A 24,697-nucleotide genomic window follows, 5' to 3' on the forward strand; every position below is an offset into this window, starting at 1 on the left:
TGACTGCGGGCCTCGTTGGAGAGTTCGTCCTCACTGATTGCGTCCTCGTTATGGGGGGTCCAGATCTCCTTCAGCTTCTTTCGCAACAGCGACTGGTTCACGCCGACGCCGTCTAGTTCGAGACGGCCAATTCCCGTGATTGCACGCCCCGGTCCGTCAAGTGCGGCCTCCGTTCTGTATCGCAACTTGATGGTGTCCTTCGGGGCGAAGTCAGCCCCTTCAATCTCGTACACGTGCCAACTGACGGAAGCCGCTGCGTGATTTCCGCTCACGATGTACTTCGCTGTTTTTCCTCTGGGTCGCGTGTCCAGACCGAGTTTACGGAGCTCATCATCGGTCGGGACGTACACTTCGTCGTCCACGACGGAGTTTGCGATGCTTCTCAACAGGTCTATTCGACTGCTCTCGTTTGGTGATCGCTTGCTGTTCATTATTGGTGGGTCGGAAGACCCGAAATTGTGTATCGACAACACTGGTTTAAGGGTAAGCCCCGCTCTATGTACTAGCCCTATGCCGTCCTTCGATTTCGCTTACCGCTGGGTGGTAGGAGCAACGAGCGGAATATGGATCCTGTTCGAGTACAGTTGAGGTTATACGATCATTGAATACGAGAAACCGCAGGAGGGCGCCCGAATCAGTCGGGGTTGGTGCCACGAGAAAACAATGGAAATCGCCAGAAAGCAAAGCTATCACATTCTGAGTTTTGAATCGTAGACGATGTTGGGTTGAGTCCTCAATTCGGCGGTTTCATTACCTGAATTAGCTGGTTTGGGAGATCGGTTCTTCAACAGTGGATAGAGATTTCGCATGAAGCGAAAAATATGGAGAAGGCCGATGTACAATTTGGATTTCTCGGTCAGGGACGAAGTTCCGCCCAATTCCACTGCCGTCCCCGAATTCACTCGATGAACCGCACAAGCGACTAACCGTGTATACATCCTGACCAAGAGTCAGGTTAGCTCCCCGCTTTCATTCGATTTCCAGATTTTTGTGAGAGCAATTCGATTGGTACCTAATTTTCACTGACAACTACCGAATACTGATGGTGGTGGGTAACTCTCTGCAACAGAGGGAGTATCGATGAGTAGGTCGGCAATGGTGTTGGACAATAGACCAGTTTGTACGCTCGGTCGCTGAACTCCCAACTCTTATGTCCGTGTGCTGCCATCTAAATCTTAGCGAATCGCGTGATGGCGGCGACCCCCGTTCGAAAGTCGAATGAAATCAAATCCGCGTCGGCGTCTTCTTTAAACGGGACGCCGCGCTGTCGTGCGAATGCGAACCGTTCGGAAAACGAATGGGCGCTGCAGGATTTGAACCCGCGACAGCTTGGTCCGAAGCCAAGCACTCTGTCCAAACTGAGCTAAGCGCCCTCGTAGATTCCTACACGAGCATCGATGTTTAAACGTCCCGATCCGTGACGGGAGGGCCCGCGAGTCGAGGGCGTCGGAACCAGGGGGGAACGACAGCGCAACGATCCAGTCCTGCGACCCGTCACCCGCGCCGTCCCATAATAAAGATTTTAACGACCGCCGTGACTAATCGACACGTATCGAACGGACCGGCGGCGGTTCGCGACGAACGGTGGTGTCTCCGGAAGGAATGTACGACCTCGGAACGACGTTCGGGAACGCGACGGTGGCCCCGGGTACGAACCTGCTGGTCTCCGGGCCGCCGCTGTCGGGCAAGCGTCGCATGGCGCTCGATATCCTGGCCCACGGTTCCGAACGCGGTGAGGGCGTCATCGTCGTCACCACCCGCGACAGCGCGAACCGCGTGCTGAACGACTACGAGGCGCTCGTCACGGATCCCGGGTCCGTGGACATCGGCATCGTCGACTGCGTGACGAAACACCAGGGGCGTAGCGCCCGGGACACGGACATCGTCAAGTACGCCTCCTCGCCGGAGGACATGACGGGGATCGGGATCAAGTTCTCGGAGTTCGTCGAGGAGTTCCGCCAGGAGCGGGGGATCGAGAACGTCCGCGTGCTGGTCGACTCGCTGTCGACGCTGCTGATGTACTCGGAGGTGCAGACGGTGTTCCGGTTCATGCACGTGTTCACGAGTCGCATCGAGAACGCCGACGCGATGGGGATCCACACCATCGAGTCGACCGCACACGACGAGGAGACGCTGAACACGCTCCGGCAGCTGTTCGACCACGCCGTCACCGTCGAGGAAGACGGCTCGGTGTCGACGACGGTCCCCGACGCGGCGCCGGACCCGCTGGAGCGCTGACGACCCGCTGGGCCCCGCGGAAGCGCCGACGGCCGGCACTCTTTTGCGCGTCTCGACCCACCGTTCGGGTATGCCAGTCGACTCCGACGAGCGACTCCGCGAGATACTCGAAGAGGAGACGATCGCCGTCGTCGGGCTGTCGAGCACGCCCGGGAAGGCCGCCCACGACGTGCCGGTGTATATGCGCGAACAGGGATACGAGGTGATCCCGGTCAACCCCTACGCCGAGGAGATCTTCGGCCGCGACCCGTACGACTCGCTCGCCGACGTCGAGGAGGCGGTTGACATCGTCGACGTGTTTCGACCGACCGACGAGGTGCCGGGGATCGTCGACGAGGCGCTCGGCCGCGACGACGCCGGCACCGTCTGGCTCCAGCTGGGCATCACTCACGACGAGGCCGGCGAGCGCGTCGAGGGGGCCGGCCGGAACTTCGTGCAGGACCGCTGTCTCAAGGTCGAACACCAGCGGCTGTTCGAGTAGCGAAGCGAGAACGACACCGCGGGCTGACCCCGTCAGTCGTTCGTCGTGGCGGTGTCCGGGTCGGTCGAGTCGGCGGTGGCGTCCGTCGCGTCGGCCCCGGACCCGTCGGTGTCGCTCCCGCTGGCCCCGGTTTCGCCCGGTTCGGCTTCAGTCTCGCCCTCCGCGTCGGGGTCGGGAAGCTCGTCGACGACGGCCTCCGCGTCGATCCCCTGCTGTTCGGCGAGCGCCTCGACGATGGCGCGCTGTTCGGCCAGTTCCCGGTCCATCGCGTCGAGCTGTTCGCTGGTGGACTGGACCCGCTCTTTGAGGTCCTGGACCTGCTCGATCACCTGGTTGAGCCGCTCGTAGAGCTTCTCCGCGATGTCGGTGACGCGCTGGATCTTCTTCGCGGTGTCGCCGAATCCCATACCCCGCGGTTCGGGCGCCCCCGTTGTCGGTGTTTCGGCTCGGCGACCGACGCGGCGGGCCTCTCGGCCGGCCCAGCGAGCCTTTCGAACGGAGACCGGGGTCGTTAAAACCGGAGCGTCCGCAGTCGGGGGCATGAAGCAGACGCGGCTCGCGCCGCTGGTCGGCGTCGTCGGGTGCCTGCTCGTGCTCGTGTCGCTGGGCCTGCCCTACGTGCTGGTCAGGTCCGCCGTCGGGTCGGCGGTGGGGACCTACTACGGCGCCGGCGCGCTGAACCCGCTCGTCGGCGGGATCTTCGCGCTCGTGGCGGCGATCGTGCTCGCGGCGGGACGGGACGAGCGCACCGACCCGCCGCTGGCGGCCGGCATCGGCATCGCGCTCGGGTTCTTCGTCGTCGTCGTCGTCGCCGTCTGGGCGGTGACCGTCCCCCTGGAGGTCGTCGTCGGGATGGACGCGCCGACGGTGATGGCCTCTCACCGGTGGGCGACGCTGGCGGCCGCCGCCGTGGTCCCGGTCGCCAGTCTCTGGTGGTCGCGGACGCTCGGGCTGGTCTGAGTCCCGTCGCGGTCGCGGGGTCTCGGGGCCGCGACCTCGGAGCGACCCGAAAGGTCCTTATGATGGACGGCGGTAGGTCGGGATGGACTAGGCCGGGCAGCTAGGCCCTGCTCGTCACCTGCGGTATGGCCTTTAGCAGGGGCCGAACACCGGGGGCGTCCGGTCCGACGGGCGTGGGCCCCGCGAGCCAACGTGGAAGCCTCGTCCTGCGGGGACGGCGGTCCGCGGCTTCGCGTCTGCAGGGACGCGCGGCCGCGGTTGATCGAGGGCACTCCGTCAGGCGCGGAAGCGAGCAGCGGACCCTCGGACACCCGTCGCTCGCAGGGTCGCGGGGTGGAGGAGGCAAGCGGGATTCCCCGCGCTCGAACGACCGGGCAACCCCGGGAGTCCGTCCATTCATCACGCCACCATCTTTTTCGACGAGGGGTATCCTCGCGCTCTGCGAGCGCTGCGGGTACCCCTCGCCCAAAAACATGGGTGAAAAAAGCCGGACGACTCGCTCCCTGCGGTCGCTCGCGTCCGGTGAACCGCGCCTGCGGCGCGGACGTTCGTGCAAACCAGCCTGTCCCCGGGTCGGCCGACGGGACGGCCTCCCGGCCACCGCGACCGCTCCGAATCCACCGCAACCGCTCTGCACGGCACCGCTCCGCCCAGCACCGCGACCGACGACGACCGTATCCCCGCCGAGCGCGTACTCCGTGGTATGCCCACTGTCCGCACGAACGACATCGAGACGTACTACGAGCGCCGCGGCGAGGGGCCGCCGGTCGTGTTCGTCCACGGCGCCGTCGTCGACCACTCCCAGTGGGACCCGCAACTCGACGCGCTGAGCGACGAGTACACCACCGTCGCCTACGACGTGCGCGGCCACGGCCGCACCGGCGGGTCCCAGCGGGGCCGCTACTCCGTCGACCTGTTCGCCGACGACCTCGGCGCCCTGCTCGACGCGCTGGACGTCGACGAGGTCGTCCTCTGCGGGCTCTCGACCGGCGGCTGTATCGCCCAGGTGTACGCCGCGCGCCACCCCGACCGGGTGGCCGGGCTGGTGCTCGCCGACACCTTCGCGCCCGAGTTCCGCTCGCTCGGAGAGCGCCTCCAGCGCTCGCTCCTCCTCCGCGCGACCGTCCCGCCGGTCCGACTCCTCGGCTACCAGCGCGTCGAGCGGGCGATGGTCTGGTTGCAGGAACGTCTCTCCGGCGAGGGCGTCAGCGGCGACTACGAGCGGATCGAGCGCATCCGGGAGACTGGGCCGAAGATGGCCACCGACGAGTTCGCGAAGGTCATCGGCGCCGTGGCGGGCTTCCACCGGACCGAGGTCCGGTTCCCCGCCATCACGGCCCCGACGCTCGTCCTCTACGGCGAGCACGAGGCACCGTTCATGCGCCACCAGGCCCGCCACTTGGCGACCGAGATCGGCGGCGCGACGCTCCGGGCCGTCCCCGGCGGCGGCCACGCCTCGAATCTCGACAATCCCGAGTTCTTCACCGACGCCGTCCGCGAACTCTTGGCGGAGGTGTATCCGGCCGAGACGGCGGAAACAGCGAGGTAATCGGGGAAAGCGGAGCGGAGCGCGGTTGCGGTGCTGTGCGGAGCGGTGCCGTTGCGGTAGCCGGGAGGCCGTCCCGTCGGCCGACCCGGGGACAGGCTGGCCCGCTCTGAGCATCCGGCGCGGAGTGCCGGTTCCCCGGACGCGAGGGAGCGAAGCGACCGAGTCGTCCGGCTCTTTTTCCCCACGTTTTTGCGGCGGAGGATCCCCGCAGCGAGCGAAGCGAGCGAGGAGCTCTCCGCCGGAAAAAGTGGGTGCGTCTCCGCCGCAAAAAGTGGGTGCGTCTCCGCCGCAAAAAGTGGGTGCGTCTCCGCCGGAAAAAGTGGTCTCTAGTCGTCGCCCGTCGTCGGTTCCACGAGCCCCTCGACGTTGTCGAGTTCGATGCCGCCGTGGATGTCCCGCTGGGGGTAGGGGATGTTGATGCCGGCGTCGTCGAAGCGCTGTTTGACGCTGGTGACGTACTCGCCCTGGACCTTCACGAAGTCGGCGCGGCTGGGATTGGAGATCCAGAACCGCGACTGGAGGCCGACGTAGGAGTCGGCGAGTTCGGTCAGCCGGACGGAGGGCTCGGGGTCGTCGAGGATGCCCGGGTGGTCGCGTGCCTCTTCGAGGATGATCTCGGTGGCCTCGTCGATGTCGTCCTCGTAGCCGATGCCGAAGACGAACTTCATGCGCAGTTGCTCCTTGGCGACGGGGTTCTTGATGACGCCGTCGGTGAGCTGGGAGTTGGGGACGGTGAGCAGTTCGTTGTCGAAGGTGCGCACGCGAGTGACGCGGAGGCTGATGTCCTCGACGACGCCGGCGTACTCGTCCCACTCGATCCAGTCGCCGATGCGGAACGGCTTGTCGGTGTAGATGAAGATGCCGGCGACGAAGTTCGAGAGCACGTCCTGCATGGCGAAGCCGATGGCCAGCGTGGCCGCGGCAGCGACGGTGGCGATGGAGGTGAGGATGTTGCCGAAGCCGGCGAAGGCGAAGGCGACCCCGAGCGCGCCGAACGCGATGAGGAAGTTGGTGAGCTTCCGGAGCGGCTTGCGCGCGTGTTCGTCGAGGTCGCGCGCGGAGAGGAAGCGACCGACGACGGGGCTGATGACGACCCGTCCGAGGAAGTACAGCGCGACGAAGGCGACGACGAAGGTGACCGCAGAGCCGATGGCACCCGCCAGCGGCGCGTCCAGGCCGACGTTGTCGACGAGGAAGTCGGCGACGACGCCCGAGGCACCGTTCTGGAGCGGGACGACCGCGGCCCCTGTCATCGCTCGAACACCGCCGTGTGGCCGCGGGTCCGGACCACCTCGGCGTTGACCCGCTCGGCCAGGTCCTCGGCCAGTTCCTCGGCCGTGGTGCCGCCCCGGGCCGATCGGTGGAACTTCACCTTGACGAACTCCCGGTCTGCCAGCTGGTCCGACAGCTCGTCCTCGACGGGGTCTAAGCCCTTCTTGCCGACCCAGACCGTCACGTCGAGTTCGTGGATCCGCTGTGCCCGCGTGGAATCGCTCATGTACCTACCCGAGGGAGTGGAGCCGCTCAAAGGTTACGGGTGGTGACGGGCCGGAAATCGACGGTCGAAACCGCTCGCGAGCGGTCAGTCGTAGGGGTACCGGGCCTGGGCGCCGCAGTCGCAGGTGACGACGACGTGGCCGTCTTGCAGGCGGACGCGGGCGTTGGCACCGGGCCGGAGGTAGGCGTCACAGCGGTCGCAGGTGAAGCGGGTGAACTCTCGGGGGAGCGCGAGGCGGTTGCGCTCGGCGATGCGGCGGGCGCGGCGGACGTACCGGCGGGCGCGCTCGTCGTCGCCGTCGACGGTCGCCGCCCTGGCGAGCTCGCGCAGGCGGTCGATGCGCTCGCGGGCGATGGCCTCGGTGTCCACGTTCCGAGATGCCGCCGAGCGGCAGGTATACTTTGCGTTCGGCTGTCGCCGGGCCGATCCGCTCGTCGTCACCGGATATCGGCGGGACGAGCCGAGATGGCAACGCATTAAGTCCCGGTTCGCAAACCGTGGACGCATGGACCTGCCGAGGGTGGCCGCGTTCACGGACTCCTACCTGCCGACCCACAACGGCGTCACCTACACCATCCAGACCTGGCGGGACCGCTGGCACCGCCGGGGCGGCCGGATGGACGTGGTCTACCCCGACGGCGACTACGAGGCGGGCGAGGGGGAATACCCCGTCAGCAGCCTCCCCTTTCCCTTCTACGAGGGCTTTCGCGTCGGCGTCCCCGGCGTCCCCGAGGCGGTCGACAGCGCCGAAATCGTCCACGCCCACTCCCCCTTTAGCCTCGGGCTCGCCGGACTGCGCCTCGCCCGGAAGCACGACCTGCCGATGGTGGCCTCCTATCACACGCCCACCAGCGAGTACGCGGAGTACCTCGCGTTCACCCGGCCGATCGAGCGCGCAGTCGAGCGTAGCGCCGAGGAGTACGAGCGCCGCTTCCTCGACCGGGTCGACGTGGTCGTCGCGCCCAGCGAACGGACCGCCGACCACGTCCGCGACACCGTGGGGACGACGACGCCGGTCGAAGTCGTCTCCAACGGCGTCGACGTGGAGTTTTTCCGGCCCGTCGAGACCGGGCGGTTCCGCGAGCGCCACGGCCTCCCCGAGGGGCCGCTGGTCGGCTACACCGGCCGCCACGGCTACGAGAAGAACCTCGAAGCGATCGTCGAGGCGGCCGACGGGCTGGACGTGACCCTCGTCTTCGGCGGGGACGGGCCGGCCCGCAAGGACCTGGAGCGGGCCGCGGCGGCGGCGGACCTGGACGCTCACTTCCTGGGGTGGCTCGACCGGGAGGAACTGCCCTCCTTCTACACGGCGCTGGACGTGTTCGCGTTCCCGAGCCCGGTCGAGACTCAGGGGATCGCGGCGCTGGAGGCCAACGCCTGCGGGACGCCGGTCGCGGGCGTCGCCAGCGCCGCCCTCGCGGACACCATCGACCAGGGCGAGACCGGCTACAAGGCGCCGCCCGACGACGTGGCGGCGTTCCGCGACGTGATCGCCCGGACGCTCGCCGAGCGTGACCGCCTGAGCGAGGAGTGTCTCGCCCGCCGCGACGCCGTCAGCGTCGAACACTCCGTCGACCGCCTCGCCGGCGTCTACGACCAGCTGGGCTGACTCATACGGATTATTGCAAGACATTCCGGGATCGACCGCATGACTGCGTGCGGTTGACCCGGTAAACGCTTGCAATAATCCGTATCACTCCTCGTCCTCGCCGAGCTCGGACTGGTCGAACGCGACGCCGAAGGCGACGCCGAGGCTCAGCCCGATGGCGATGCCGAGCGCGAGGTCGTCCATCGCCGTCCCCAGCGCCACGCCCGCCGCCGCGCCGAGCGCGATCCCGAGTGCCATCCCCGAACCGTCGTCCTCGCTGTCGGCACGGTCGCCGTCGGTTCCGTCGCTACCGCTATCGCCGGCGTCGCGCCTGCCGGTGTCGCCGCCGTCGGTCTCGTTTGCCATGGGGGAACGTGGACCGCCCCCGAGATAACTGTCGCTGCCGGAACGGTGAGCGGACGGGAGAACGGCGGCCGTATCGGCTCGGCGACCGATCAGGTCGTGTCGGCTTCGGGGTTGTTCGCGCGGCGGTAGGCGCCGACCATCTTCCAGAGGGCGGTGTCGATGTCGCCGTCCGCCGACTCCGTCTCGATCTGACGGTACAGGTCTTCGGAAACCTCGATCTGGGGCATCACCCCATCCTACACGGTAGATACTGAAAAACCTCCTGTGAGTCGCGAGCGAGTAAACGTTTTCGCGAGACGGCGGTGGTCCGGTGATGACCCGGATGAGAAGCCGTTGCGGTCAGTTCTCGGGTCGGGGGAAGGCGGTGACGACCTTCGAGACCACGTCGAAGGGGTCGTAGATCGACTGGTGGCACTGACAGTAGACGGCGTTCGCGGCCCCGTCGACGGTGGCCGACTGCTTGAACCCGGAGGGGACACAGCAGAGGTGCGTGCACTTGTTGAGCCAGGCGATAAAGCCCTGTTCCGTGCTGGCGGCGAGCCACTCGTCGTCCTCGGCGAGGCGCTCGATCTCGGGGCTGCGGATGACCTGGACCGGGAGCGTCGAATCCGTCTCGACAGAGCGCCAGGTCGCCGCCGCGGGCTTGCCGAGGCCGGCGTCGCCGACGCCGTTGCCCCACTCCTCGTAGTCGTCGAACATCTCGACGGCGAGCCTCGTCCCCGGTTCGATGTCGGCCTCCCACTCGTAGCGGCCGCCGGGGTCGGCCCGCAGGAAGTTGTCCGCCTCGCTGTCGGGTTCGACCTTCGGGTGGGTCTGGATGCCGCAGTACTGGAACCACTTGCTGGAGTATTCCACCCCGCCCAGCGTCGTCTTCGCTGCCCCGTCCGCCACCTCGCCGTTCTCGGTCGCCGCGGGCCACACGCCCTTGAGATAGCCGTCCTCGACGGTCACCGGGATCTGGGACATCCCGCGGGGCGCCGGCCCGTCCGTGTTCCTGATGACCTTCGCCTCGACGTTCCCGCCGCCGACGCCGGTCCGGTTGGTCGGCACCGTCGTCAACCCGGACCCGGCGACGCCGAGCGACCCCAGCGCCGCGCTGCCGACCATCCCCTTCACGAACCGACGGCGACTCGACGGCGCCGGATACTTGTCCTCGTCCATGTCTCCGCGTGGCGCGGGCAGAAGTATAAGTTATTTTAAATTTCGTGTGGAATCGCGGACGGTCGCTGGACCGTTCCACGGATCGTGTAACGTACTACGGCGCGTGAAGGCCGGAGAGTCGAGAAATCGGACCCTTCCGACCGACGTGTCCGTGAACGAACCAGATCCATTAAAAGTGGGCCACCCGCAGTTTTGCGGGTATGAACGGTGATTCCCTGGTCACCTACGTGGCGCGGTCGGAGCTGCGCTCGGCGCTACTGCGGGCCGTCGAGCGCGACCCCCGCACGACGGCGGCCCTCCACGCCGACCTCGACGTGAGCCAGTCGGGCGTCTACAAGACGCTCGACGAACTCGCCGACCGCGGGCTCGTCCGGGAGTCCGGCCGGTGGGAGCTGACCGCTCGCGGTCGGCTGGTCGCGGACGAACTGGCCCGCCAGGACGCGGTCGAGGACCTGCTCGACGACGAGTTCTGGGACGACCACGACGTGTCGGCGCTGCCCCGCCGGTTCAGGCAACGGCTCGCCGGCGCGGGCGAGTGGGAGCTGTACCGCAACCCCGCGCGCAACCCCCAGTACCTCGAACGCTGGGCGGTCGAGCTGTTCCGGGAGGCGGACTGGCTGCGCGTCGGCGCGCAGGTGTACTACCCCCGCTTCGCCCGGATGGTCGACGAACTCGCCGACCGGGGCGTCCTCGACGCCCAGGTCGTCGTCGACGACCGCCTCGTCGACGAGGCCATCGAGCGCTACACCGACGGCGCGCCCGCCTGCATCGACGAGCGCGTCGCCGACCTCCCCTTTTCGTTCACCGTCACCGCCGACCTCGTCGCGCTCTCCCTGCCGACGCGGGACGGCGTCTCCGACCTGGACGCGGTCCTCGTCGGCTCCGGCGAGGGCGCGGTCGAACTCGGCCGCGACGTACACGCCCACTTCTGGGACCGCGCGGTCCCAGTCGAGGACTACCTCGCGACGGTCTGAGACGGGTCTGGGGCCCGCGTCACTCCGGGTCGGTCCGCACGGGTCGCCGCTCGTAGTCGATCACGTTCAGGTCCTCGTCCAGCAGGAGGTCGACCGCCTCGCCCGCGACCTCGACCGTCGTCTCGACCCTGAGGGGGGCCTCAGCGACGATCTCCCCCGGCGCGTCGAGCAGCGCGGTCAGCTCCCAGATCGGCGTCTCCCGTACGTCGATCCCGGCGTCGTGGTACAGGGAGACGACGGCAGGGTGACCGAGGACCGACGCCCCGACCACCGAGCGCGAGTCGGCGCCGCACTCGCGACACTCGTGGACCACTCCGAGGTGGTCCGCGAACGCATCTCCCGGGTCGTCCTCGGACTCCCGGACGCTCGTGTCGACGCGACCGCTGCAGGAGGGACAGAACCCGCGGTTGATCCGCTCGGTCTCGGTGAGGAGGTACTTGCTGTAGACCGACGGGAGGTCCTCGGGGTCGTGCCCGGCGGCGATGACCGGCGGCGCCGCGATGTTGGTTATCGTCACCCCGCAGTCCGTGCACTCGATGTCGAGCTGCTCGGCGTCGTACCTCGCCTCGATGAGGTCCTCGCAGTTCGGGCACTCGCCGACCGGTCGCGGGTCGACGCTCGTCCCGTCGTCGGTGTAGATGCCGGAGACGACCGCGCCGACGAGCCTCGCCCCCGCGTGGGTGACGACGTATCCGCCCTCGGCCTTCCTGACGAACTGCGGGGTGAGCTTGTCGAGGTGGTAGTTGAACTGGCCGGAGTCGCGGACGCCGGCCTCCGAGCGGATCGCCGCGAACGACGCGGCCTCGTCCGTGGACTTCGTCAGCTCCCAGACCGACTGGAGGATGTCGAACCTGGTCTCGTGGGCGACCAGTTCGAACACCTCGCTCGGGTCTGTCGCCCGGTCGTCGCCGTCGCTCATGCGAGTGGTGTCGTCACCACAGCGGCTTGAAAATTCGTGTCTCGCGCGCCTCACTCCGTTCGGCTGCGAACAGCACTACTCAGGCCAGCGCGCTGCCGGCCCGGACGATCTCCCGCTCGCCGAACGCCGGTCCCACGAGCTGGAGCCCGACGGGCAGGCCGCCGTCGGTCTCGCCGGCCGGCACCGAGATGGCCGGCAGGTTCGCCAGGTTCACCGGCGTCGTGTTGGCGTCGGCCAGGTACATCGTCAGCGGGTCCTCCAGGCTCTCGCCCAGCTCCATCGGCGGGACCGGCATCGTCGGCGAGGCGAGCACGTCGGCGCCATCCAGCGCGTCGTTGATGTCCCGCTTGATCCAGGCGCGTGCGTCCTGGGCCTTCTTGTAGTACTTGTCGTGGTAGCCCGCCGAGAGGGCGTACGTACCCAGCAGGATCCGCGATTTGACCTCCTCGCCGAAGCCCTCCTCCCGGGCGCGGGCGAACGTCTCGTTCCAGTTGCCGTCGTAGCCGCCCGACTGGCCGTAGCGGACGCCGTCGAAGCGGGCGAGATTGGACGAGGCCTCGCTCATGGCGGTCACGTAGTAGGCCTCGACCGCGTAGCGGAGACACTCCAGGTCGACCTCGTGGTAGCTGGCGCCCTGCGACTCCAACTCCTCGATGGCGCCCCAGAACACGTCGGTGACGCGCTCGTCGGCGCCGTCGAGCAGTTCCATCGGGATGCCGATGTCGAGGCCGTCCACGTCGCCGTCGGCGGCGGCCGCGTAGTCGTAGGCGCCCTCGCCGGCCTCTTCCGTCGCGTCCCGGGTCGTCGCGTCGCGCTCGTCGGGGCCGGCGATCACTTCCAGCAGTTCCGCGGCCTCCTCGACCGTGGGCGCGATCGGCCCCACTTGCTCCAGGGAGTTGGCGTAGGCGACGACCCCGTACCGCGAAACCAGGCCGTAGGTGGGCTTGATGCCGACGACGCCGCAGAAGGCGGCGGGCGCGCGGACCGACCCGCCGGTGTCCGTCCCGAGGGCCATGTCGGCGTCGCCGGCGGCGACGACCGCGGCCGACCCGCCGGAGGAGCCGCCGGGGACGTGCCCCTCGGCGACCGGGTTCTCGGTGGGGCCGAACGCCGAGGTCTCGGTGGTCGTGCCCATTCCGAACTCGTCCATGTTGGTCTTGCCGGGGATGGTCGCGCCGGCCTCCTTCAGGCGCTCGACGACCGTCGCGTCGAACGGGGGGACGTAGTCGTCGAGCATCGCCGACCCGCAGGTCGTGCGGACGCCCTCGGTGGAGATGTTGTCCTTGACGGCGATCGTCTTGCCGGCGAGGGGGCCGTCCGATGCGCCGTCGATCCGCTCCGTCGTGATGTAACCGTTGTACTCCGTGCTCATGTGTAACTATCGCTGGCGGTCGGTCCTCACGAGACGTTCGGGCCCTTGAAGTAGCCGTCCTCGGACTCGGGCGCGTTGTCCAGCGCCTCCTCCTGGGAGAGGGAGTCGCGCACCTCGTCGGGCCGCATGACGTTCGCCAGTTCCTCCTCCTCGTCGACCTCGGGCACCTCGTCCAGCGTCTCGAAGTACTCGAGGATGTCGGCGAACTTCTCGGTGAAGCGGTCGACCTCCTCGTCGTCGAGGTCGATGCGCGCGAGATCCGCGACGTGGCGCACCTCCTCCGGCTCGACCACGTTCTCCGTGTCGCTCATGGCCGACGCGAGGCGTGGCCCGGCGGTAAGGGTTTCGATGCCCGCCCCGGCCGGCCGCGCGCGAGCGGAACCCGGCCGCCCCGCGACCGCCGTCCGCACCGATCCAGCCGGCCGAACCGTCGCGCGCGCCGGCGCCGGAATCCGGCGCCGATCCCCGTTCGGCGCCCCGCTGACCGTCGAATACCCGTTTTCGGCGCCCGTCCCCGGTCGCCGACCGCTGCCCCCGATCCAGCCGCTATCCACTCCTTTCAGGCCGTGTACGGCCCGAAAACGGGGACCTCATCCGACCGTATTCGGCACACAGCGACGCTCGGATCGACAGATTAAGTATGGTCGAGTTCGGACGCGTGATCTTGGCCCGATTTCGGGAAAGATTTAAGTCGCCTGCCCCCCAACACATAATCCGGTGAGACGGTTTTGGCGGGGCTCGCCCCGCAGAGTTTGCAACCAATGACCGACACCACTATCAGACGCCACACGAGCGAGCGCGAAGAGGCCCGCGAGCGAGACGAGGAGGAGTCGGAGGACCTCGTCTGTCCGGAGTGTGGGGGGAACCTCGCGTCGGACGCCGAGCACGGCGAGACGGTCTGCGAGGACTGCGGCCTGGTCGTCGAGGAGGACGAGATCGACCCCGGTCCGGAGTGGCGCGCGTTCGACGCCGCCGAGAAGGACGAGAAGTCCCGGGTCGGCGCGCCGACGACGAACATGATGCACGACAAGGGCCTCTCGACGAACATCGGCTGGCAGGACAAGGACGCCTACGGCAACTCCCTGTCCTCGCGCCAGCGCGAGAAGATGCAGCGGCTGCGCACCTGGAACGAGCGGTTCCGCACCCGCGACTCCAAGGAGCGCAACCTCAAGCAGGCGCTCGGCGAGATCGACCGCATGGCTTCGGCGCTGGGCCTGCCCGAGAACGTCCGCGAGACGGCCAGCGTCATCTACCGCCGCGCGCTCGACGAGGACCTGCTCCCGGGTCGCTCCATCGAGGGCGTCGCCACGTCGGCGCTGTACGCCGCCGCCCGGCAGGCCGGCACGCCGCGCAGCCTCGACGAGATCGCCGCGGTCTCCCGGGTCGACAAGGACGAGATCGCCCGCACCTACCGCTACGTCGTCCGCGAGCTCTCGCTGGAGATCCAGCCCGCCGACCCCGAGAGCTACGTGCCCCGGTTCGTCTCCGACCTCGACCTCCCCGACGAGGTCGAGCGACGCGCGCGTCAGCTACTGAACACGGCCAAAGAGCAGGGCGTCCACTCCGGGAAGTCCCCGGTCGGCCTGGCCGCCGCGGCCGTCTACGCCGCTTCGCTGCTCGCCAACGAGAAGGTCACCCAGTCGGAGGTCAGCGAGGTCGCCAACATCTCCGAGGTCACCATCCGCAACCGCTACCACGAACTCCTCGAAGCCGAAGAGGAGTTCACCGCCCCCTGAGGACGGTTTCTCGCGCCGGCAGTTTTCCCAAAGCCGAAGCCCCGCGTAGCCCTGGGGCCGCCATGGAGACGACCCGACACTACACGGCGACCGCCTACGTCGTCAGCGACGGCGCCGTCGCGCTGCACGAACACGACGGGCTCGGCAAGTGGCTCCCGCCAGGCGGCCACGTCGACCGCGACGAACTCCCCCACGAGGCGGGCCTCCGGGAGGTCCGCGAGGAGACCGGCATCGACGCCGACCTCGTCGCCGAGCGCGACGACATCGGCTCGCCGACCGTCGAGGCGCTCCCCAAACCGCGGCACTTCCAGCTGGCCGACGTGAACGTCCACGGCGAGTTCGTCGGCCACCAGCACGTCGACCTGGTCTACTACGCCCGCGCCGATACCCGGGCGATCGACCCCGCCGACGGCGAGCAGCCCGCCGACGCGTGGCGCTGGTTCACCGCTGACGACCTCGCAGAAACCGACGCCCTCGACCCGGACGTGGCCGAGATCGGTCGGCGCGCGATCGAGACGGTCGCCGACTGAGCGCGCCCCGCTCGCGGTTGGCCGGCCCGCCCCGCTGTGCGGTCCCCCGAGGCCGTCACTCGACGATGTCGATCCGCTCCCGGGCGAGTCGGGTCTCCGACTCGGTGTGGCGGAGCGTGACAACGACGGTCCCGCCGGGTTCGAGGTCGACGCGCCGCTGCTCGATCCGGAAGGCGATCTCGTCACCCGCTTCGAGGGTCGCGTCGCTCCCGTTCGGGACGGCGACGGCGCCGTCGACCCCGGAGCGACCCCTGGTGAAGATGTGGTTGCCGGTGTAGTCGTCCTGGGTGAGCCGCCGGGTCGGGAGCCCGTGCAACGTTGCCCGTTTGTCGTTTGCCGGCAGGCGCACGACCACGTCCACGTCGGCCACGTCGACGGTGTCGCCGCTCTCGTGTTCGATCCGGACCCACCCGCTATTGGGTCCTGTCGCGTGGACCGACTCGGAGGTCGTCGAGAGGATCGGCCCCCCGTCCTGCAGCGAGTCGCCGGACTGCATCAGCAGTCCCCCCGCGACGCCGATCATCAACACCGTGAGGCCGAACCCGAGCGCGGCCATCCCCTCCTGGGAGATGGCGCGGTCGGCGGCCCCGAATGGTCCCCTCATCGCCGGTTCGTCCCGTCGCTACCGCGGCGACCGTCTTAGCTCCTGTCGTTACTCAGATTACAGCTTCGACCGCCGGCGAGCCCGGGAACGGTTCAGCGCAGCGAGTCGACGTACCGCTCCACGTGGTCGTCCATCCGCCGCTTGAACCCGGCCTGGCGGGCCAGCCGGTCGAGCTCCCGCGAGACGAGGCTGCCGTACTGGACGGCCTTCTTCTCCCGGAAGGCCACCGGGTCGGGGACCCACTCGCGGACGGCGAGCCGCAGCGCCCACTTGCGCTCGCCGCGGGCGGTCACGAGCAGTTCCCCGGGCAGATCCAGTGCCGCGGCGACCACCCGGTCGGAGAGCAACGGCGCGACGGGCTCGACCCCCGCCGCACGGAGCGCCAGCACGTCCCGCTCTAGCTGGTCGGGGAGCGTCCCGACGACCTCGCGGCGCGCCCCGCGGACGGTGTCGGCCGCGACCCGTTCGTCCTCCGGTGCGCGGGCCACCTTCGCGTACCCGCCGAACAGCTCGTCGGCCCCCTGTCCGACCGCGAGCCGATCGAACCCGTCCGCGGCGGCCCGCTTGGCAACCAGATACAGCGGGAGCGCGATGCTCACGGCCATCGCGTCGGTCCGCCCGGTCGCCGCCGCGACTTCGGGGACCGCCCGTTCGATGTCGCCGTGGGTCAACTCGACGACCCGGAGCTCGCGGTCGAGCTTCGCGGCGGCGGTCCGGGCCGCGTCCACGTCGTGGCTGTCGGGGAAGCCGGCGACGTACAGCGGGGCGTCGAGCCGTGCTGCGAGCGCCGCCGAGTCGACGCCGCCGGAGAAGGCGACCGCCAGCCCCTCAGTCGGGACCTCGTCGATCGCCCCCCGAACGGCCTCGCGGACCGCCCGCACGGCCGCCCGCTCGTCGGTCGCCGGGTCTGGGTCCGGCAGCCTCCAGACCCGCTCGTCGCCCTCACTGTCGCGGGCGTGGCCGGCCGGGACCGGGTCGGGGTCGGACAGCGCCGCGGGGTCGAAACTCCACGTGTCGTGGTCGTCGGCCTCGGTGAAGACGGGCTGGCGACCGAGGGCGTCCCGGACGAGCCTGCCGTCCACGGCGCCGGCGAACCCGGCGGTCCCAGGGAGCGGGTCGCCGTCGGCCAGCGCTCCCCGAACCGTCGCCGGCGAGGCGCCGCGGAGGTGGACCTCGTCGATGTCGCGGCGAGCGTTCGTGCGGGCGCTTCCCGGCGCCTCGGCGTCGGCCCGGTCGCTCATGGGAGCAGTCGGTCGAGCGCGAGGCGGACGCGCCGGCGGGTGTTCCCGACGGCCTGGCGCGCGCTGACCAGCCAGGGGGTCCGCCGCGTCTGCAGCGTCGTCCGGCCGTCGACGACCGCCTCGCAGATGGCGTCGGCCGTCGGCTCCTCGGCGTCGACCAGCGTCACCGCGCGGCCGACCATGTCGCTGACGTGGGCGTCGCTGCCGGCGGTGATCGGGAGGTCGTAGCGCTCGGCGAACCGGCGGGCCTGCCGGTTGGAGTAGCCGGTCACCAGCCGGGAGTTGTACACCTCGACCGCGTCGGCCTCGCGGAGTTCGGACTTCTCGATGTTCGCGAGGACGCCGCTGCGCATCTCCTGGAAGGGGTGGGGGACGACGGCGATCCCGCCCCGGTCGCGGATCCGGGCGAGCGTCTCGGCGAACGACAGGCCCGGCTCGACCGCTCCGTCGACGTTCAGCCCGAGGACGTGGCCGGCGGCGCTGGAGACCTCGATCCCGGGGATGCCGACGAGGCCGTACTCCGGGGCCCGTTCGAGCAGTTCCGCGTTGGCGCCGACCTCGTCGTGGTCGGTGACCGCGAGCGCGTCGAGCCCGACCGCGGCCGCCCGCTCCAGCAGCATCTCGACGGAGTCGCGGCCGTCGTAGGAGGCCGCCGAGTGGGCGTGGAGTTCGACCGAGAGCACGGCCGACCGTTGCGCGGGCCCCGGCAAAAGCGACTCGGTCCCGGCCACGCCCCCGGCCGGCCGCTCGCCCCGGTTTCGGCGTTCAGCGGTCGAGGGCCCACCGAACGGCGGTTCCGACGCCGAACCCGAAGACACCGAGCGCCAGGACGACCGGCGCCCAGAAGACCGCCGCGCCCGACCCCTCGAACGACCCCGGGAGCGCGACCACCGCGTTCGGCGTGAACAGCGAGAAGTACGCGATCCGGCCCGCGACGGGCGCGGCGGCCAGCGACAGGCTACCCGCGAGCCCGCCCCGTCGGGAGGCGGCGACCGCCGACAGGACCGGACCGGCGACCGTCGCCGCGGCCAGCACCGCCGCCACGAGTGCGGACGCGGCGCCCGGGACGACCCCGTTCGCCGCGAGCGCCTGGAGCCCCAGAGCGAGGCCGAACAGGCCCGCGGCGGTCGCGAGCGCGCGGGCCGCGGTCGACCGTTCCCCAGCGAGCGCGTCCGCAACCGTGTTTGGGAGCGGTTCGGTCATCGCCCGGTCGCTCCCCGCCATCAGTCAGTAGTCCTCCGCCATCCGTCGCTCACTCGCGTCGGCGCCGTCGACCAGTTCCAGCGGGTCGCCGAAGTCGACGCCCCGGTCGTCGAGCAGGTGCAGGTAGTGTTCGAACTGCTCGGGGGAGTTGCCGCCGTCGTGGAACAGGAGGATGTCCCGCGAGTCCGATCCGAGACGGTCTGCGGCGTCGGCGACGTTCTCGGCCAGCCCCTCCTTCGTGTCGACGTTGTAGTCCGCCACGTCGACCGTCCAAAACCAGTCGCGGTCGCCCGCGTGGTCGCTCCAGAAGTCGTAGTCGATCAGATCGGCCTCGGGCGGGCGGAAGCCCCGCTCGGCGAGCACGGTTTGAAACTCCGCCGCGCGGTCGCCGCCCTTGTCGCCGAAGGGGAACCGGAACAGCTTCGCCGGCCGCTCGACCCCCGCGTCGGCGTACACCTCGTCGATGGCCGCCTCGGTCCGGTCGACCTCCTCTGCGAAGTCCTCGACCGCGATGTCGGAGGCGTGGTTGTGGTCGCGGGCGTGGTTGCCCAGCAGATGCCCCGCCTCGACGGCCGCCCGGGCCTGGTCGGCGTGGTCGGCCAGGCGCCGGCCCTCGCAGAAGAACAGGGCCCGCACGCCGTAGTCGTCGAGGGCGGCGAGCTTCTCCGGGAGCGTCGCGGAGGGGGCGTCGTCGACCGTGAGGTACGCTGTCGCCATGGCCGTACTGTCTCCCGAGCAGCCACGAAAAACTACCGGGCCGCCTGACCGCCCGGGGCCGTCGGGCGGTCCCCGGGCCGCCGGACGGTCGCCGGGGTGCCCCACGGAGCACACTCCCCCGTCCTTTTGAGGGACCACGCCCTCTTGGGACCGATGCGAAACTTCACGGTCGGCTCCGTCTGGGGGATCCCGATCAGGATCAACGTCTCGCTGCTCGTCTTCCTCCCGATCCTCGCGTGGATCATCGGGAGCGGTGCGCAGATCGAGACCTACGCCGGACTCGTCAACACGTTCGCTCCGAACCAGTTCGACGTCGCGACGCTCACAGCGGGATCGACGCCGTGGGCAATCGGCGCCGGCGCCGCGGTCGGGCTGTTCGTCAGCGTCGGCGTCCACGAACTCGGCCACGCGTGGGCGGCCCGGCGCTACGGCATCGGCACGCAGTCGATCACCCTCTGGCTGCTCGGCGGCATCGCCGCCCTGGAGGAGATGCCCCGCGAGTGGAACCGCGAGTTCTGGATCGCCATCGCCGGGCCGATCACGAGCGTCCTCACCGGCGTGGCCTGCTACGCGGTCCTGCTCGCCGTCCCCGCCTCGGCCCCGGTCGTCGGGTTCGTCCTCGGCTGGCTGGTCGTCACCAATATCCTGCTGGCCGTGTTCAACCTCCTCCCTGCGTTCCCGATGGACGGCGGGCGGATCCTCCGGGCGCTGCTTGCCCGCTCGCGGCCCTACGAGTCGGCGACGACGGCGGCCGCCCGATTCGGTACCGGCTTCGCCGTGTTGTTCGGCATCCTCGGGGTGCTCAGCTTCGCGCCGATGCTGATCCTGCTCGCCCTGTTCATCTACGGGGCGGCCTCGACGGAGTCGCGGTCGGTCATGCTCCAGGGCCTGCTCACCGGACTGACGCTGCGGGACGTGGCGCGGCTGGACGGCGAGGCCGTCGACGCCGACGAGTCGGTCGCCGCCTTCACCGACCGGATGATCCGCGACCGCCGGACCGTCTACCCCGTCGTCGACGCCGGCGAGACGGTCGGCGTGGTCACGCTGGACGCCGTGCGCCGGACGGACCCCGACGCCCACGACACCACGCGGATCCGCGAGATCGCGACCACGGATCTGCCGCGGATCCCCGTCGAGTCCGACGCCTTCGAGGCGTTCGTTCGGCTGAGCGAGCACGCGTCGGGGTACGCCCTGGTCGAGGCCGACGGCGAGGTCGTCGGCCTCGTCACCCCCGAGGACTTCACCCACGTCCTCCAGTTCAGACGGGACGGCGTCGAGGTCGGGCCGCGAGAGGCGTTCTGAGGGGACGGCCGCCAGCCCGTCGTCGATCCGCGAGCGCCCCACCGGCGGCGCTCACTCGTCGAGCAGGTTCTCTTCGATCCCCTGGTTCCCGCCGACGAGCGCCGTCAGTCGCCGCGTGCTCGCGTCGAAGAGGGAGACCACCGGGCCGAGCGCCAGTTCGACCAGCGTCAGCGGCCGCGCGACCCGCAGGCTCCACGTCCGGGCGTGGCCCAGTCCGTAGGACTTCGGCACGATCTCCCCGAAGACGAGGATGAGCGTGCTCGCTCCGACGGTTGCGAGGACGACCGCCAGCCCGGGGGAGAACACGTCGGCGACCAGCAGCGTGACGATGCTGGAGATCGCCATGTTGACGACGTTGTTCCCGACGAGGATCGTGACCAGCAGCCGGTGGGGGTCCGCGCGGAGGTCCCCGAGCGCGACGCTGTCCGGTGACCCGTCCGCCGCCGTCTCGCGGATCCACTCCTCGGGCAGCGAGAAGATCGCCGACTCGCTGCTGGAGAAGAAAGCACTCAGCGCGACGAGAGCGACCACCGCGGCGGCCGACGGGACGAGGGACGTGACCATGAGCGGTTGTCGCCCACCGCTCATTTGAAGACCGGTCCCTCGCTCGGGCGAGCGGGACCGACCGGGTCGGGCGCCGTGGCCGCTCCGCGCGACGGCCTGTGGAGACGCCAACGGCGCGAAAACGTGGGTGGGCCCGCTTCAGTCCTCGATCTCGGCGGCGGGCGCGTTGCGTTTGACGCTCTCGATACCGTCGCGGGCGCCGCTACGGTCGCTGTAGCCCTCGCCGCTGTCCATCAGGATGTTGCCGTTGCGGTGCCGGAGTCGCCAGCGGTGCTCGCCGCCGGCGTCCTCGTAGATCTCGAAGGCCGCCCGCCCGATGTCGAGGGCGTCCGCCTCGGGCGCGTATTCGCGGACGCGGTCGACCGCCGCTTCCGCCTCGTCGCGGGCGCTGTAACCCTCGCCGCTGTCGGCGAGGATCTCCCCGTTGCCGCTCAGGAGCCGCCAGCGGTACTCGCCGGCGTTGTCCTCGTAGACCTCGAACTCCAGGTCGTCGACGCGCTCGCGGACCCGGTCGACCGCCCTGTTGGCGTCGTTGCGACGGGTGTAGCCCTCGCCGCCGTCCGCGAGGATCTCGCCGTTGCGGTGGACGAGCCGCCAGCGCCACTCGTCGGCCTCGTCGCGGTAGACCTCGAACCCGGCGGGGTCGAACCAGAGGTAGTCGGCCGGCCCGACGTACGACTGGACGCGGTCGACGGCCCGCCGGGCGTTGCTCCGCGAGGCGTAGCCCTCGCCGCCGTCGCCGAGAACGTTCCCGTTGTCGTGGCGGAGCCGCCAGCGGTACTCGCCGGCGCTGTCCTCGTAGACCTCGATCGTCCCCTGGCTCTCCAGTTCCTCGACGGGTTCGAACTCGGCGTCCTCGTCGGGGATCTCCGCCTCTCGCTCGAACAGCAGCGTCGTCGCGCCGAGGGCGTTGCGGCGGACGCTCGCCATCCCCTTCTGGGCGTTGTGTTTGCGGGTGTAGCCCTGACCGCCGTCGGCGACGACGTTGCCGTTGCGGTGGCGGAGCCGCCAGCGCCACTTCCCGCCGGCGTCCTCGTACAGTTCGAACCGGGCACGGCTCTCGTGGAGCGCGTCGAGTGTCGTCTGGAGGTCCGCCGACTCGCTCTCGCTCGCGGCCGTCTCGTCCCGGGCCTCCTCCAGTTCCGCGGCCAGCCGGTCGCGCTCCCCCTCGACCTCTGCGAGTTCAGCCTCCAGTTCCGCGTTCCGGCTCTCGCTCGCCGCCAGGTCCTCCCGCGTCACTCCGGCGATCAGCGGGGCGATGACGCCGACCAGGGTGATGATCCCCAGGCCGACCGCGTACAGGACGATGACCGGCTGGCTCCCGGTCTGGACGCTCCAGTCCGCCGGGAACACGACCACGAACCAGGCCGCCGCGACGAAACAGACGGCCTGTCCGAGATACGCCGCGTAGTTGGCCCACGGCTGGAGCGGCAGCCTGATCACGGGCCCCGCGACCAGCATCGCGAGCCCGACGGCCGCGACGAAGATGCTCAGTTCCCGGAGGGTGAGCCCCGAAGTCCCGACCGCCGACGAACTCGGCAGGAACAGGACGACCCCCAGCGTCCCCAGCACCAGCCCCGTCAGGAACACCCAGTACCCCCGAACCTCGTCGCGTGTCGTCGGCTCCCCGACTCGGTCCCGATACACGCCGTACAGCAGCCCGTCGTTTGTCTCGGATGCCATGTCTCAATCCTGATATTACTTCCCAGGTACTTAAAATCAGTTGGCGGTCAATGATCACGATGCCCATCCAAACGGCCCGATTCGCCCGTTATCTCGTAGTTCTCCTGTTCCGCCGGCGGACCGGGTTTCGGTAGCGGCCAAAATTGGCTGTCCGTTGGCGGCCGGTAGTAACCGTTCGCGTGGTCGCCGGTGTTCCAGGGAGTGCCCGGATTCGATATCGCGGATAGCGATATACGAACCTGGTTCGCGCCTCAGTCGGCGGTGCCGGGGGAACGGGTCTCGGCGTCGACACCGCGCTCCTCGGGCGTGAGGTAACACTGCGGGTCCGGACCGAAGGGGCCGTCGCCGTCGGACAGCGCCCGCAGGCGGGAAGCGCCGCGACAGATGTCCTGGTACTGGCAGTCGGCGCAGCGGCCGGTGAGGTGCTCCTCCCGCTCGCGAAGTGCGCCCAGCAGCGGGTTCGAGTCGTCGGTCCAGATGTCCCCGAACGGGCGGTCGCGGACGTTGCCCAGCGAGTAGCCCTGCCAGAACTGCGTGAGGTGGACGTTGCCCTGGTAGTCCACGTCGGCGATCCGCTCGCCCGTCGGGTCGCCGCCGTTCTCCAGGAGGTATCCGTGGATCCGGTCGGCCGTCGCCTCGTCCAGTTCCCGGCGGGCGTACTCGACGAGGTAGCCCGCGTCGGCGTAGTTGCCGACCAGTAGCGTCTCGATCTCGTGGCCCCTGTCGTGGTACTCGCGGGTCAGCTCGCAGACCCGCCGGACCGCCGCCCGGCGCTCGTCGGGGGTCAGGTCCACGTCCTGAATCTCGGCCCCCCGGCCGCCGTAGTCGAGGTGATAGAAGCAGAAGCGGTCGACGCCGCGGTCGGCCAGCAGATCCACCACGTCTTCGAGGTCGTCGGCGTTGTGGCGGGTGATCGTGTAGCGGAGTCCGGTCTTCAGCCCCGCCGACTGGGAGGCCGCGATGCCCTCCAGCGCGCGGTCGAACGCGCCCTCCCGGCCGCGGAAGGCGTCGTTGCGCTCGGGCATCCCGTCGACGGAGACGCCGACGTACTTGAGTCCCGCGTCGCGGAGCGCCGCCGCCCGATCCTCGGTCAGCAGCGTCCCGTTGGTCGAGAGGACGGGGCGGAGGCCCGCATCGCTGGCGTGACCGACCAGTTCGACGAGGTCCTCGCGAGCCAGCGGCTCGCCCCCCGAGAAGAGGACGACGGGCGCGCCGAACTCGGCGAGCTCGTCGAGGAACTGCTTGCCCTCCGCAGTGGTCATCTCGCCGGGAGCGGGTTCCGTCTCGGCGGCGGCGTAGCAGTGGTCGCAGTAGAGGTTGCACTGCTTCGTGCAGTTCCAGACGACGACCGGCCGGCGCTGTTTGCGCTCGCGGATCTGTTCTTTCTCGGACTCGTCGGCGGCGTCGTATCGGAGCCCGTCCCCCTCCGCGTCGAGGTCACAGAGGAGCTTGCTGACCGAGATCACGCGTCCTCACCCCCGGCGGCGGTCGATCCGGCCGCCTCGGTTTCCTCGGTCGGGTCGCCGGTCGCGTCGTCGCTCGCCCGGTCGGAGAGCGCGACGCCGTCGGCGGCGAACCGACGGGTCTCGTCGGCGGGGCAGAGCCACAGCGTCTCGGCGGACCAGCCGAACAGCCGTGCGGCCTGTTCGCGGGCGATCTCGGCCGAGGGGGCGCTGACGCTGCCGGCGTGGGTCAGCGGATCGCCGGACTCCTCGCGGACGAACAGCTCCCACTCCCGGGTCACGTCGCCGCGCGGCGCGTCGACCGTCGCGTCGAGGGCGCCGTCACCTCCCTCGCGGTCGGGGTCGGGATCGACATCGGGGTCGGACATATCGGACGGGACGGACTCGCTATTCATACCCACTGCACCGGATTTTCAGTCACTGGGAACGCGGCCGCCCGCTTAGGTAGTGCAGTCCGAACTCCACGGCGATGACCGCGATCCGAACGGGACCGCTGGCGGACGACAGGGTGCTGGACCGACGCCGAGGGGGCCCCGAGCGGGCGCCCC

At 69.5% G+C, this 24,697-nt stretch carries 29 protein-coding genes, 1 tRNA gene and 1 other RNA gene; 10 read left to right on the top strand and 21 right to left on the bottom strand.

What is annotated here, in order from left to right; genetic code table 11:
* Positions 1-431: hypothetical protein (locus ACMGFI_RS18510; RefSeq protein WP_436911535.1), on the bottom strand; the 431-nt coding region annotated here is incomplete at its 3' end.
* Positions 432-1,298: 867 nt separating this feature from the next.
* Positions 1,299-1,373, bottom strand: a tRNA-Arg gene (locus tag ACMGFI_RS18515).
* A gap of 229 nt (positions 1,374-1,602) precedes the next feature.
* On the opposite strand from ACMGFI_RS18515, the gene ACMGFI_RS18520 reads away from it, so the two are divergent.
* The gene (locus tag ACMGFI_RS18520) at positions 1,603-2,238 is read left to right on the top strand and encodes an RAD55 family ATPase (protein ID WP_436911960.1); all 636 of its coding nucleotides are present in this window, start codon (positions 1,603-1,605) and stop codon (positions 2,236-2,238) included.
* Between the two features lie 70 nt (positions 2,239-2,308).
* A complete protein-coding gene (locus ACMGFI_RS18525; RefSeq protein ID WP_436911536.1) occupies positions 2,309-2,719 on the top strand; it encodes a CoA-binding protein in 411 nt (136 codons plus the stop codon).
* Between the two features lie 32 nt (positions 2,720-2,751).
* On the opposite strand, the gene ACMGFI_RS18530 is transcribed toward ACMGFI_RS18525, so the two are convergent.
* On the bottom strand, positions 2,752-3,126 hold the full coding sequence (locus tag ACMGFI_RS18530; protein ID WP_436911538.1) for a DUF5798 family protein: 375 nt from the start codon (positions 3,124-3,126) through the stop codon (positions 2,752-2,754).
* Positions 3,127-3,259: 133 nt separating this feature from the next.
* Between ACMGFI_RS18530 and ACMGFI_RS18535 the strand changes: the two genes are divergently transcribed.
* The 3 genes from ACMGFI_RS18535 to ACMGFI_RS18545 all read left to right on the top strand — a co-directional run bounded on the left by ACMGFI_RS18535 (position 3,260) and on the right by ACMGFI_RS18545 (position 5,228).
* Entirely contained in the window at positions 3,260-3,679 is a 420-nt protein-coding gene (locus ACMGFI_RS18535) for a DUF7548 family protein (protein WP_436911539.1), read from the top strand.
* An 80-nt stretch (positions 3,680-3,759) separates the two neighbouring features.
* Positions 3,760-4,073: signal recognition particle sRNA (gene ffs, locus ACMGFI_RS18540), an RNA gene on the top strand.
* Positions 4,074-4,382: 309 nt separating this feature from the next.
* Complete coding sequence (locus ACMGFI_RS18545) at positions 4,383-5,228, top strand: alpha/beta fold hydrolase (RefSeq protein WP_436911541.1); 846 nt, start codon at positions 4,383-4,385, stop codon at positions 5,226-5,228.
* Between the two features lie 326 nt (positions 5,229-5,554).
* On the opposite strand, the gene ACMGFI_RS18550 is transcribed toward ACMGFI_RS18545, so the two are convergent.
* From ACMGFI_RS18550 to ACMGFI_RS18560, 3 genes are all read right to left on the bottom strand, one after another.
* Positions 5,555-6,481: a mechanosensitive ion channel family protein gene (locus ACMGFI_RS18550; protein ID WP_436911542.1), complete on the bottom strand. Its 927-nt coding sequence runs from the start codon at positions 6,479-6,481 to the stop codon at positions 5,555-5,557.
* Positions 6,478-6,726, bottom strand: a complete 249-nt coding sequence (locus tag ACMGFI_RS18555) for a YhbY family RNA-binding protein (RefSeq protein ID WP_436911544.1) — start codon at positions 6,724-6,726, stop codon at positions 6,478-6,480. The genes ACMGFI_RS18550 and ACMGFI_RS18555 overlap by 4 nt, the downstream gene beginning before the upstream one ends.
* Positions 6,727-6,810: 84 nt before the next feature.
* On the bottom strand, positions 6,811-7,095 hold the full coding sequence (locus tag ACMGFI_RS18560) for a ribonuclease P protein component 4 (RefSeq protein ID WP_436911545.1): 285 nt from the start codon (positions 7,093-7,095) through the stop codon (positions 6,811-6,813).
* Positions 7,096-7,231: 136 nt separating this feature from the next.
* On the opposite strand from ACMGFI_RS18560, the gene ACMGFI_RS18565 reads away from it, so the two are divergent.
* A complete protein-coding gene (locus ACMGFI_RS18565; RefSeq protein WP_436911546.1) occupies positions 7,232-8,335 on the top strand; it encodes a glycosyltransferase in 1,104 nt (367 codons plus the stop codon).
* A gap of 84 nt (positions 8,336-8,419) precedes the next feature.
* On the opposite strand, the gene ACMGFI_RS18570 is transcribed toward ACMGFI_RS18565, so the two are convergent.
* From ACMGFI_RS18570 to ACMGFI_RS18580, 3 genes are all read right to left on the bottom strand, one after another.
* A complete protein-coding gene (locus ACMGFI_RS18570) occupies positions 8,420-8,680 on the bottom strand; it encodes a glycine zipper domain-containing protein (protein ID WP_436911547.1) in 261 nt (86 codons plus the stop codon).
* 89 nt (positions 8,681-8,769) lie between these two features.
* Entirely contained in the window at positions 8,770-8,907 is a 138-nt protein-coding gene (locus ACMGFI_RS18575; RefSeq protein ID WP_436911549.1) for a DUF8556 family small protein, read from the bottom strand.
* A 112-nt stretch (positions 8,908-9,019) separates the two neighbouring features.
* A complete protein-coding gene (locus ACMGFI_RS18580) occupies positions 9,020-9,841 on the bottom strand; it encodes a ubiquinol-cytochrome c reductase iron-sulfur subunit (protein ID WP_436911550.1) in 822 nt (273 codons plus the stop codon).
* A gap of 200 nt (positions 9,842-10,041) precedes the next feature.
* On the opposite strand from ACMGFI_RS18580, the gene ACMGFI_RS18585 reads away from it, so the two are divergent.
* Positions 10,042-10,815, top strand: coding sequence for a helix-turn-helix transcriptional regulator (locus ACMGFI_RS18585; protein WP_436911551.1), 774 nt, complete (start codon positions 10,042-10,044; stop codon positions 10,813-10,815).
* A 19-nt stretch (positions 10,816-10,834) separates the two neighbouring features.
* On the opposite strand, the gene ACMGFI_RS18590 is transcribed toward ACMGFI_RS18585, so the two are convergent.
* The 3 genes from ACMGFI_RS18590 to gatC all read right to left on the bottom strand — a co-directional run bounded on the left by ACMGFI_RS18590 (position 10,835) and on the right by gatC (position 13,417).
* Entirely contained in the window at positions 10,835-11,734 is a 900-nt protein-coding gene (locus tag ACMGFI_RS18590) for a DUF7351 domain-containing protein (protein ID WP_436911552.1), read from the bottom strand.
* Between the two features lie 79 nt (positions 11,735-11,813).
* Positions 11,814-13,106, bottom strand: a complete 1,293-nt coding sequence (gene gatA, locus ACMGFI_RS18595; protein ID WP_436911554.1) for an Asp-tRNA(Asn)/Glu-tRNA(Gln) amidotransferase subunit GatA — start codon at positions 13,104-13,106, stop codon at positions 11,814-11,816.
* Positions 13,107-13,132: 26 nt separating this feature from the next.
* Entirely contained in the window at positions 13,133-13,417 is a 285-nt protein-coding gene (gene gatC, locus ACMGFI_RS18600; protein ID WP_436911556.1) for an Asp-tRNA(Asn)/Glu-tRNA(Gln) amidotransferase subunit GatC, read from the bottom strand.
* A 450-nt stretch (positions 13,418-13,867) separates the two neighbouring features.
* On the opposite strand from gatC, the gene ACMGFI_RS18605 reads away from it, so the two are divergent.
* The gene (locus ACMGFI_RS18605; protein ID WP_436911558.1) at positions 13,868-14,842 is read left to right on the top strand and encodes a transcription initiation factor IIB; all 975 of its coding nucleotides are present in this window, start codon (positions 13,868-13,870) and stop codon (positions 14,840-14,842) included.
* A gap of 62 nt (positions 14,843-14,904) precedes the next feature.
* Positions 14,905-15,372 (top strand): NUDIX hydrolase, encoded by a 468-nt coding sequence (locus tag ACMGFI_RS18610; protein ID WP_436911560.1) that lies wholly within the window; start codon positions 14,905-14,907, stop codon positions 15,370-15,372.
* 55 nt (positions 15,373-15,427) lie between these two features.
* Here the strand turns inward: ACMGFI_RS18610 and ACMGFI_RS18615 are convergent, their stop codons facing one another.
* The 5 genes from ACMGFI_RS18615 to ACMGFI_RS18635 form a co-directional block, all read right to left on the bottom strand.
* Complete coding sequence (locus ACMGFI_RS18615) at positions 15,428-15,976, bottom strand: hypothetical protein (RefSeq protein WP_436911562.1); 549 nt, start codon at positions 15,974-15,976, stop codon at positions 15,428-15,430.
* Between the two features lie 92 nt (positions 15,977-16,068).
* Positions 16,069-17,217, bottom strand: coding sequence for an asparagine synthase C-terminal domain-containing protein (locus ACMGFI_RS18620; RefSeq protein WP_436911564.1), 1,149 nt, complete (start codon positions 17,215-17,217; stop codon positions 16,069-16,071).
* The gene (locus ACMGFI_RS18625) at positions 17,214-17,900 is read right to left on the bottom strand and encodes a CehA/McbA family metallohydrolase (RefSeq protein WP_436911566.1); all 687 of its coding nucleotides are present in this window, start codon (positions 17,898-17,900) and stop codon (positions 17,214-17,216) included. The genes ACMGFI_RS18620 and ACMGFI_RS18625 overlap by 4 nt, the downstream gene beginning before the upstream one ends.
* A gap of 82 nt (positions 17,901-17,982) precedes the next feature.
* On the bottom strand, positions 17,983-18,441 hold the full coding sequence (locus ACMGFI_RS18630; RefSeq protein ID WP_436911567.1) for a hypothetical protein: 459 nt from the start codon (positions 18,439-18,441) through the stop codon (positions 17,983-17,985).
* A 3-nt stretch (positions 18,442-18,444) separates the two neighbouring features.
* Complete coding sequence (locus tag ACMGFI_RS18635; RefSeq protein WP_436911569.1) at positions 18,445-19,137, bottom strand: polysaccharide deacetylase family protein; 693 nt, start codon at positions 19,135-19,137, stop codon at positions 18,445-18,447.
* Between the two features lie 153 nt (positions 19,138-19,290).
* On the opposite strand from ACMGFI_RS18635, the gene ACMGFI_RS18640 reads away from it, so the two are divergent.
* Positions 19,291-20,439: a site-2 protease family protein gene (locus ACMGFI_RS18640; RefSeq protein ID WP_436911570.1), complete on the top strand. Its 1,149-nt coding sequence runs from the start codon at positions 19,291-19,293 to the stop codon at positions 20,437-20,439.
* 51 nt (positions 20,440-20,490) lie between these two features.
* On the opposite strand, the gene ACMGFI_RS18645 is transcribed toward ACMGFI_RS18640, so the two are convergent.
* From ACMGFI_RS18645 to ACMGFI_RS18660, 4 genes are all read right to left on the bottom strand, one after another.
* Positions 20,491-21,003 (bottom strand): CNNM domain-containing protein, encoded by a 513-nt coding sequence (locus ACMGFI_RS18645; protein WP_436911572.1) that lies wholly within the window; start codon positions 21,001-21,003, stop codon positions 20,491-20,493.
* Between the two features lie 138 nt (positions 21,004-21,141).
* Positions 21,142-22,686, bottom strand: coding sequence for a YegP family protein (locus ACMGFI_RS18650; protein WP_436911573.1), 1,545 nt, complete (start codon positions 22,684-22,686; stop codon positions 21,142-21,144).
* 251 nt (positions 22,687-22,937) lie between these two features.
* Positions 22,938-24,152 (bottom strand): TIGR04347 family pseudo-SAM/SPASM protein, encoded by a 1,215-nt coding sequence (locus tag ACMGFI_RS18655; RefSeq protein WP_436911575.1) that lies wholly within the window; start codon positions 24,150-24,152, stop codon positions 22,938-22,940.
* On the bottom strand, positions 24,149-24,517 hold the full coding sequence (locus ACMGFI_RS18660; protein WP_436911576.1) for an Htur_1727 family rSAM-partnered candidate RiPP: 369 nt from the start codon (positions 24,515-24,517) through the stop codon (positions 24,149-24,151). The genes ACMGFI_RS18655 and ACMGFI_RS18660 overlap by 4 nt, the downstream gene beginning before the upstream one ends.
* Between the last annotated feature and the right edge of the window lie 180 nt (positions 24,518-24,697).

The organism is Halosimplex marinum (assembly GCF_051414075.1).
In the GTDB taxonomy this organism is placed as follows: Archaea; Halobacteriota; Halobacteria; order Halobacteriales; family Haloarculaceae; genus Halosimplex; species Halosimplex marinum.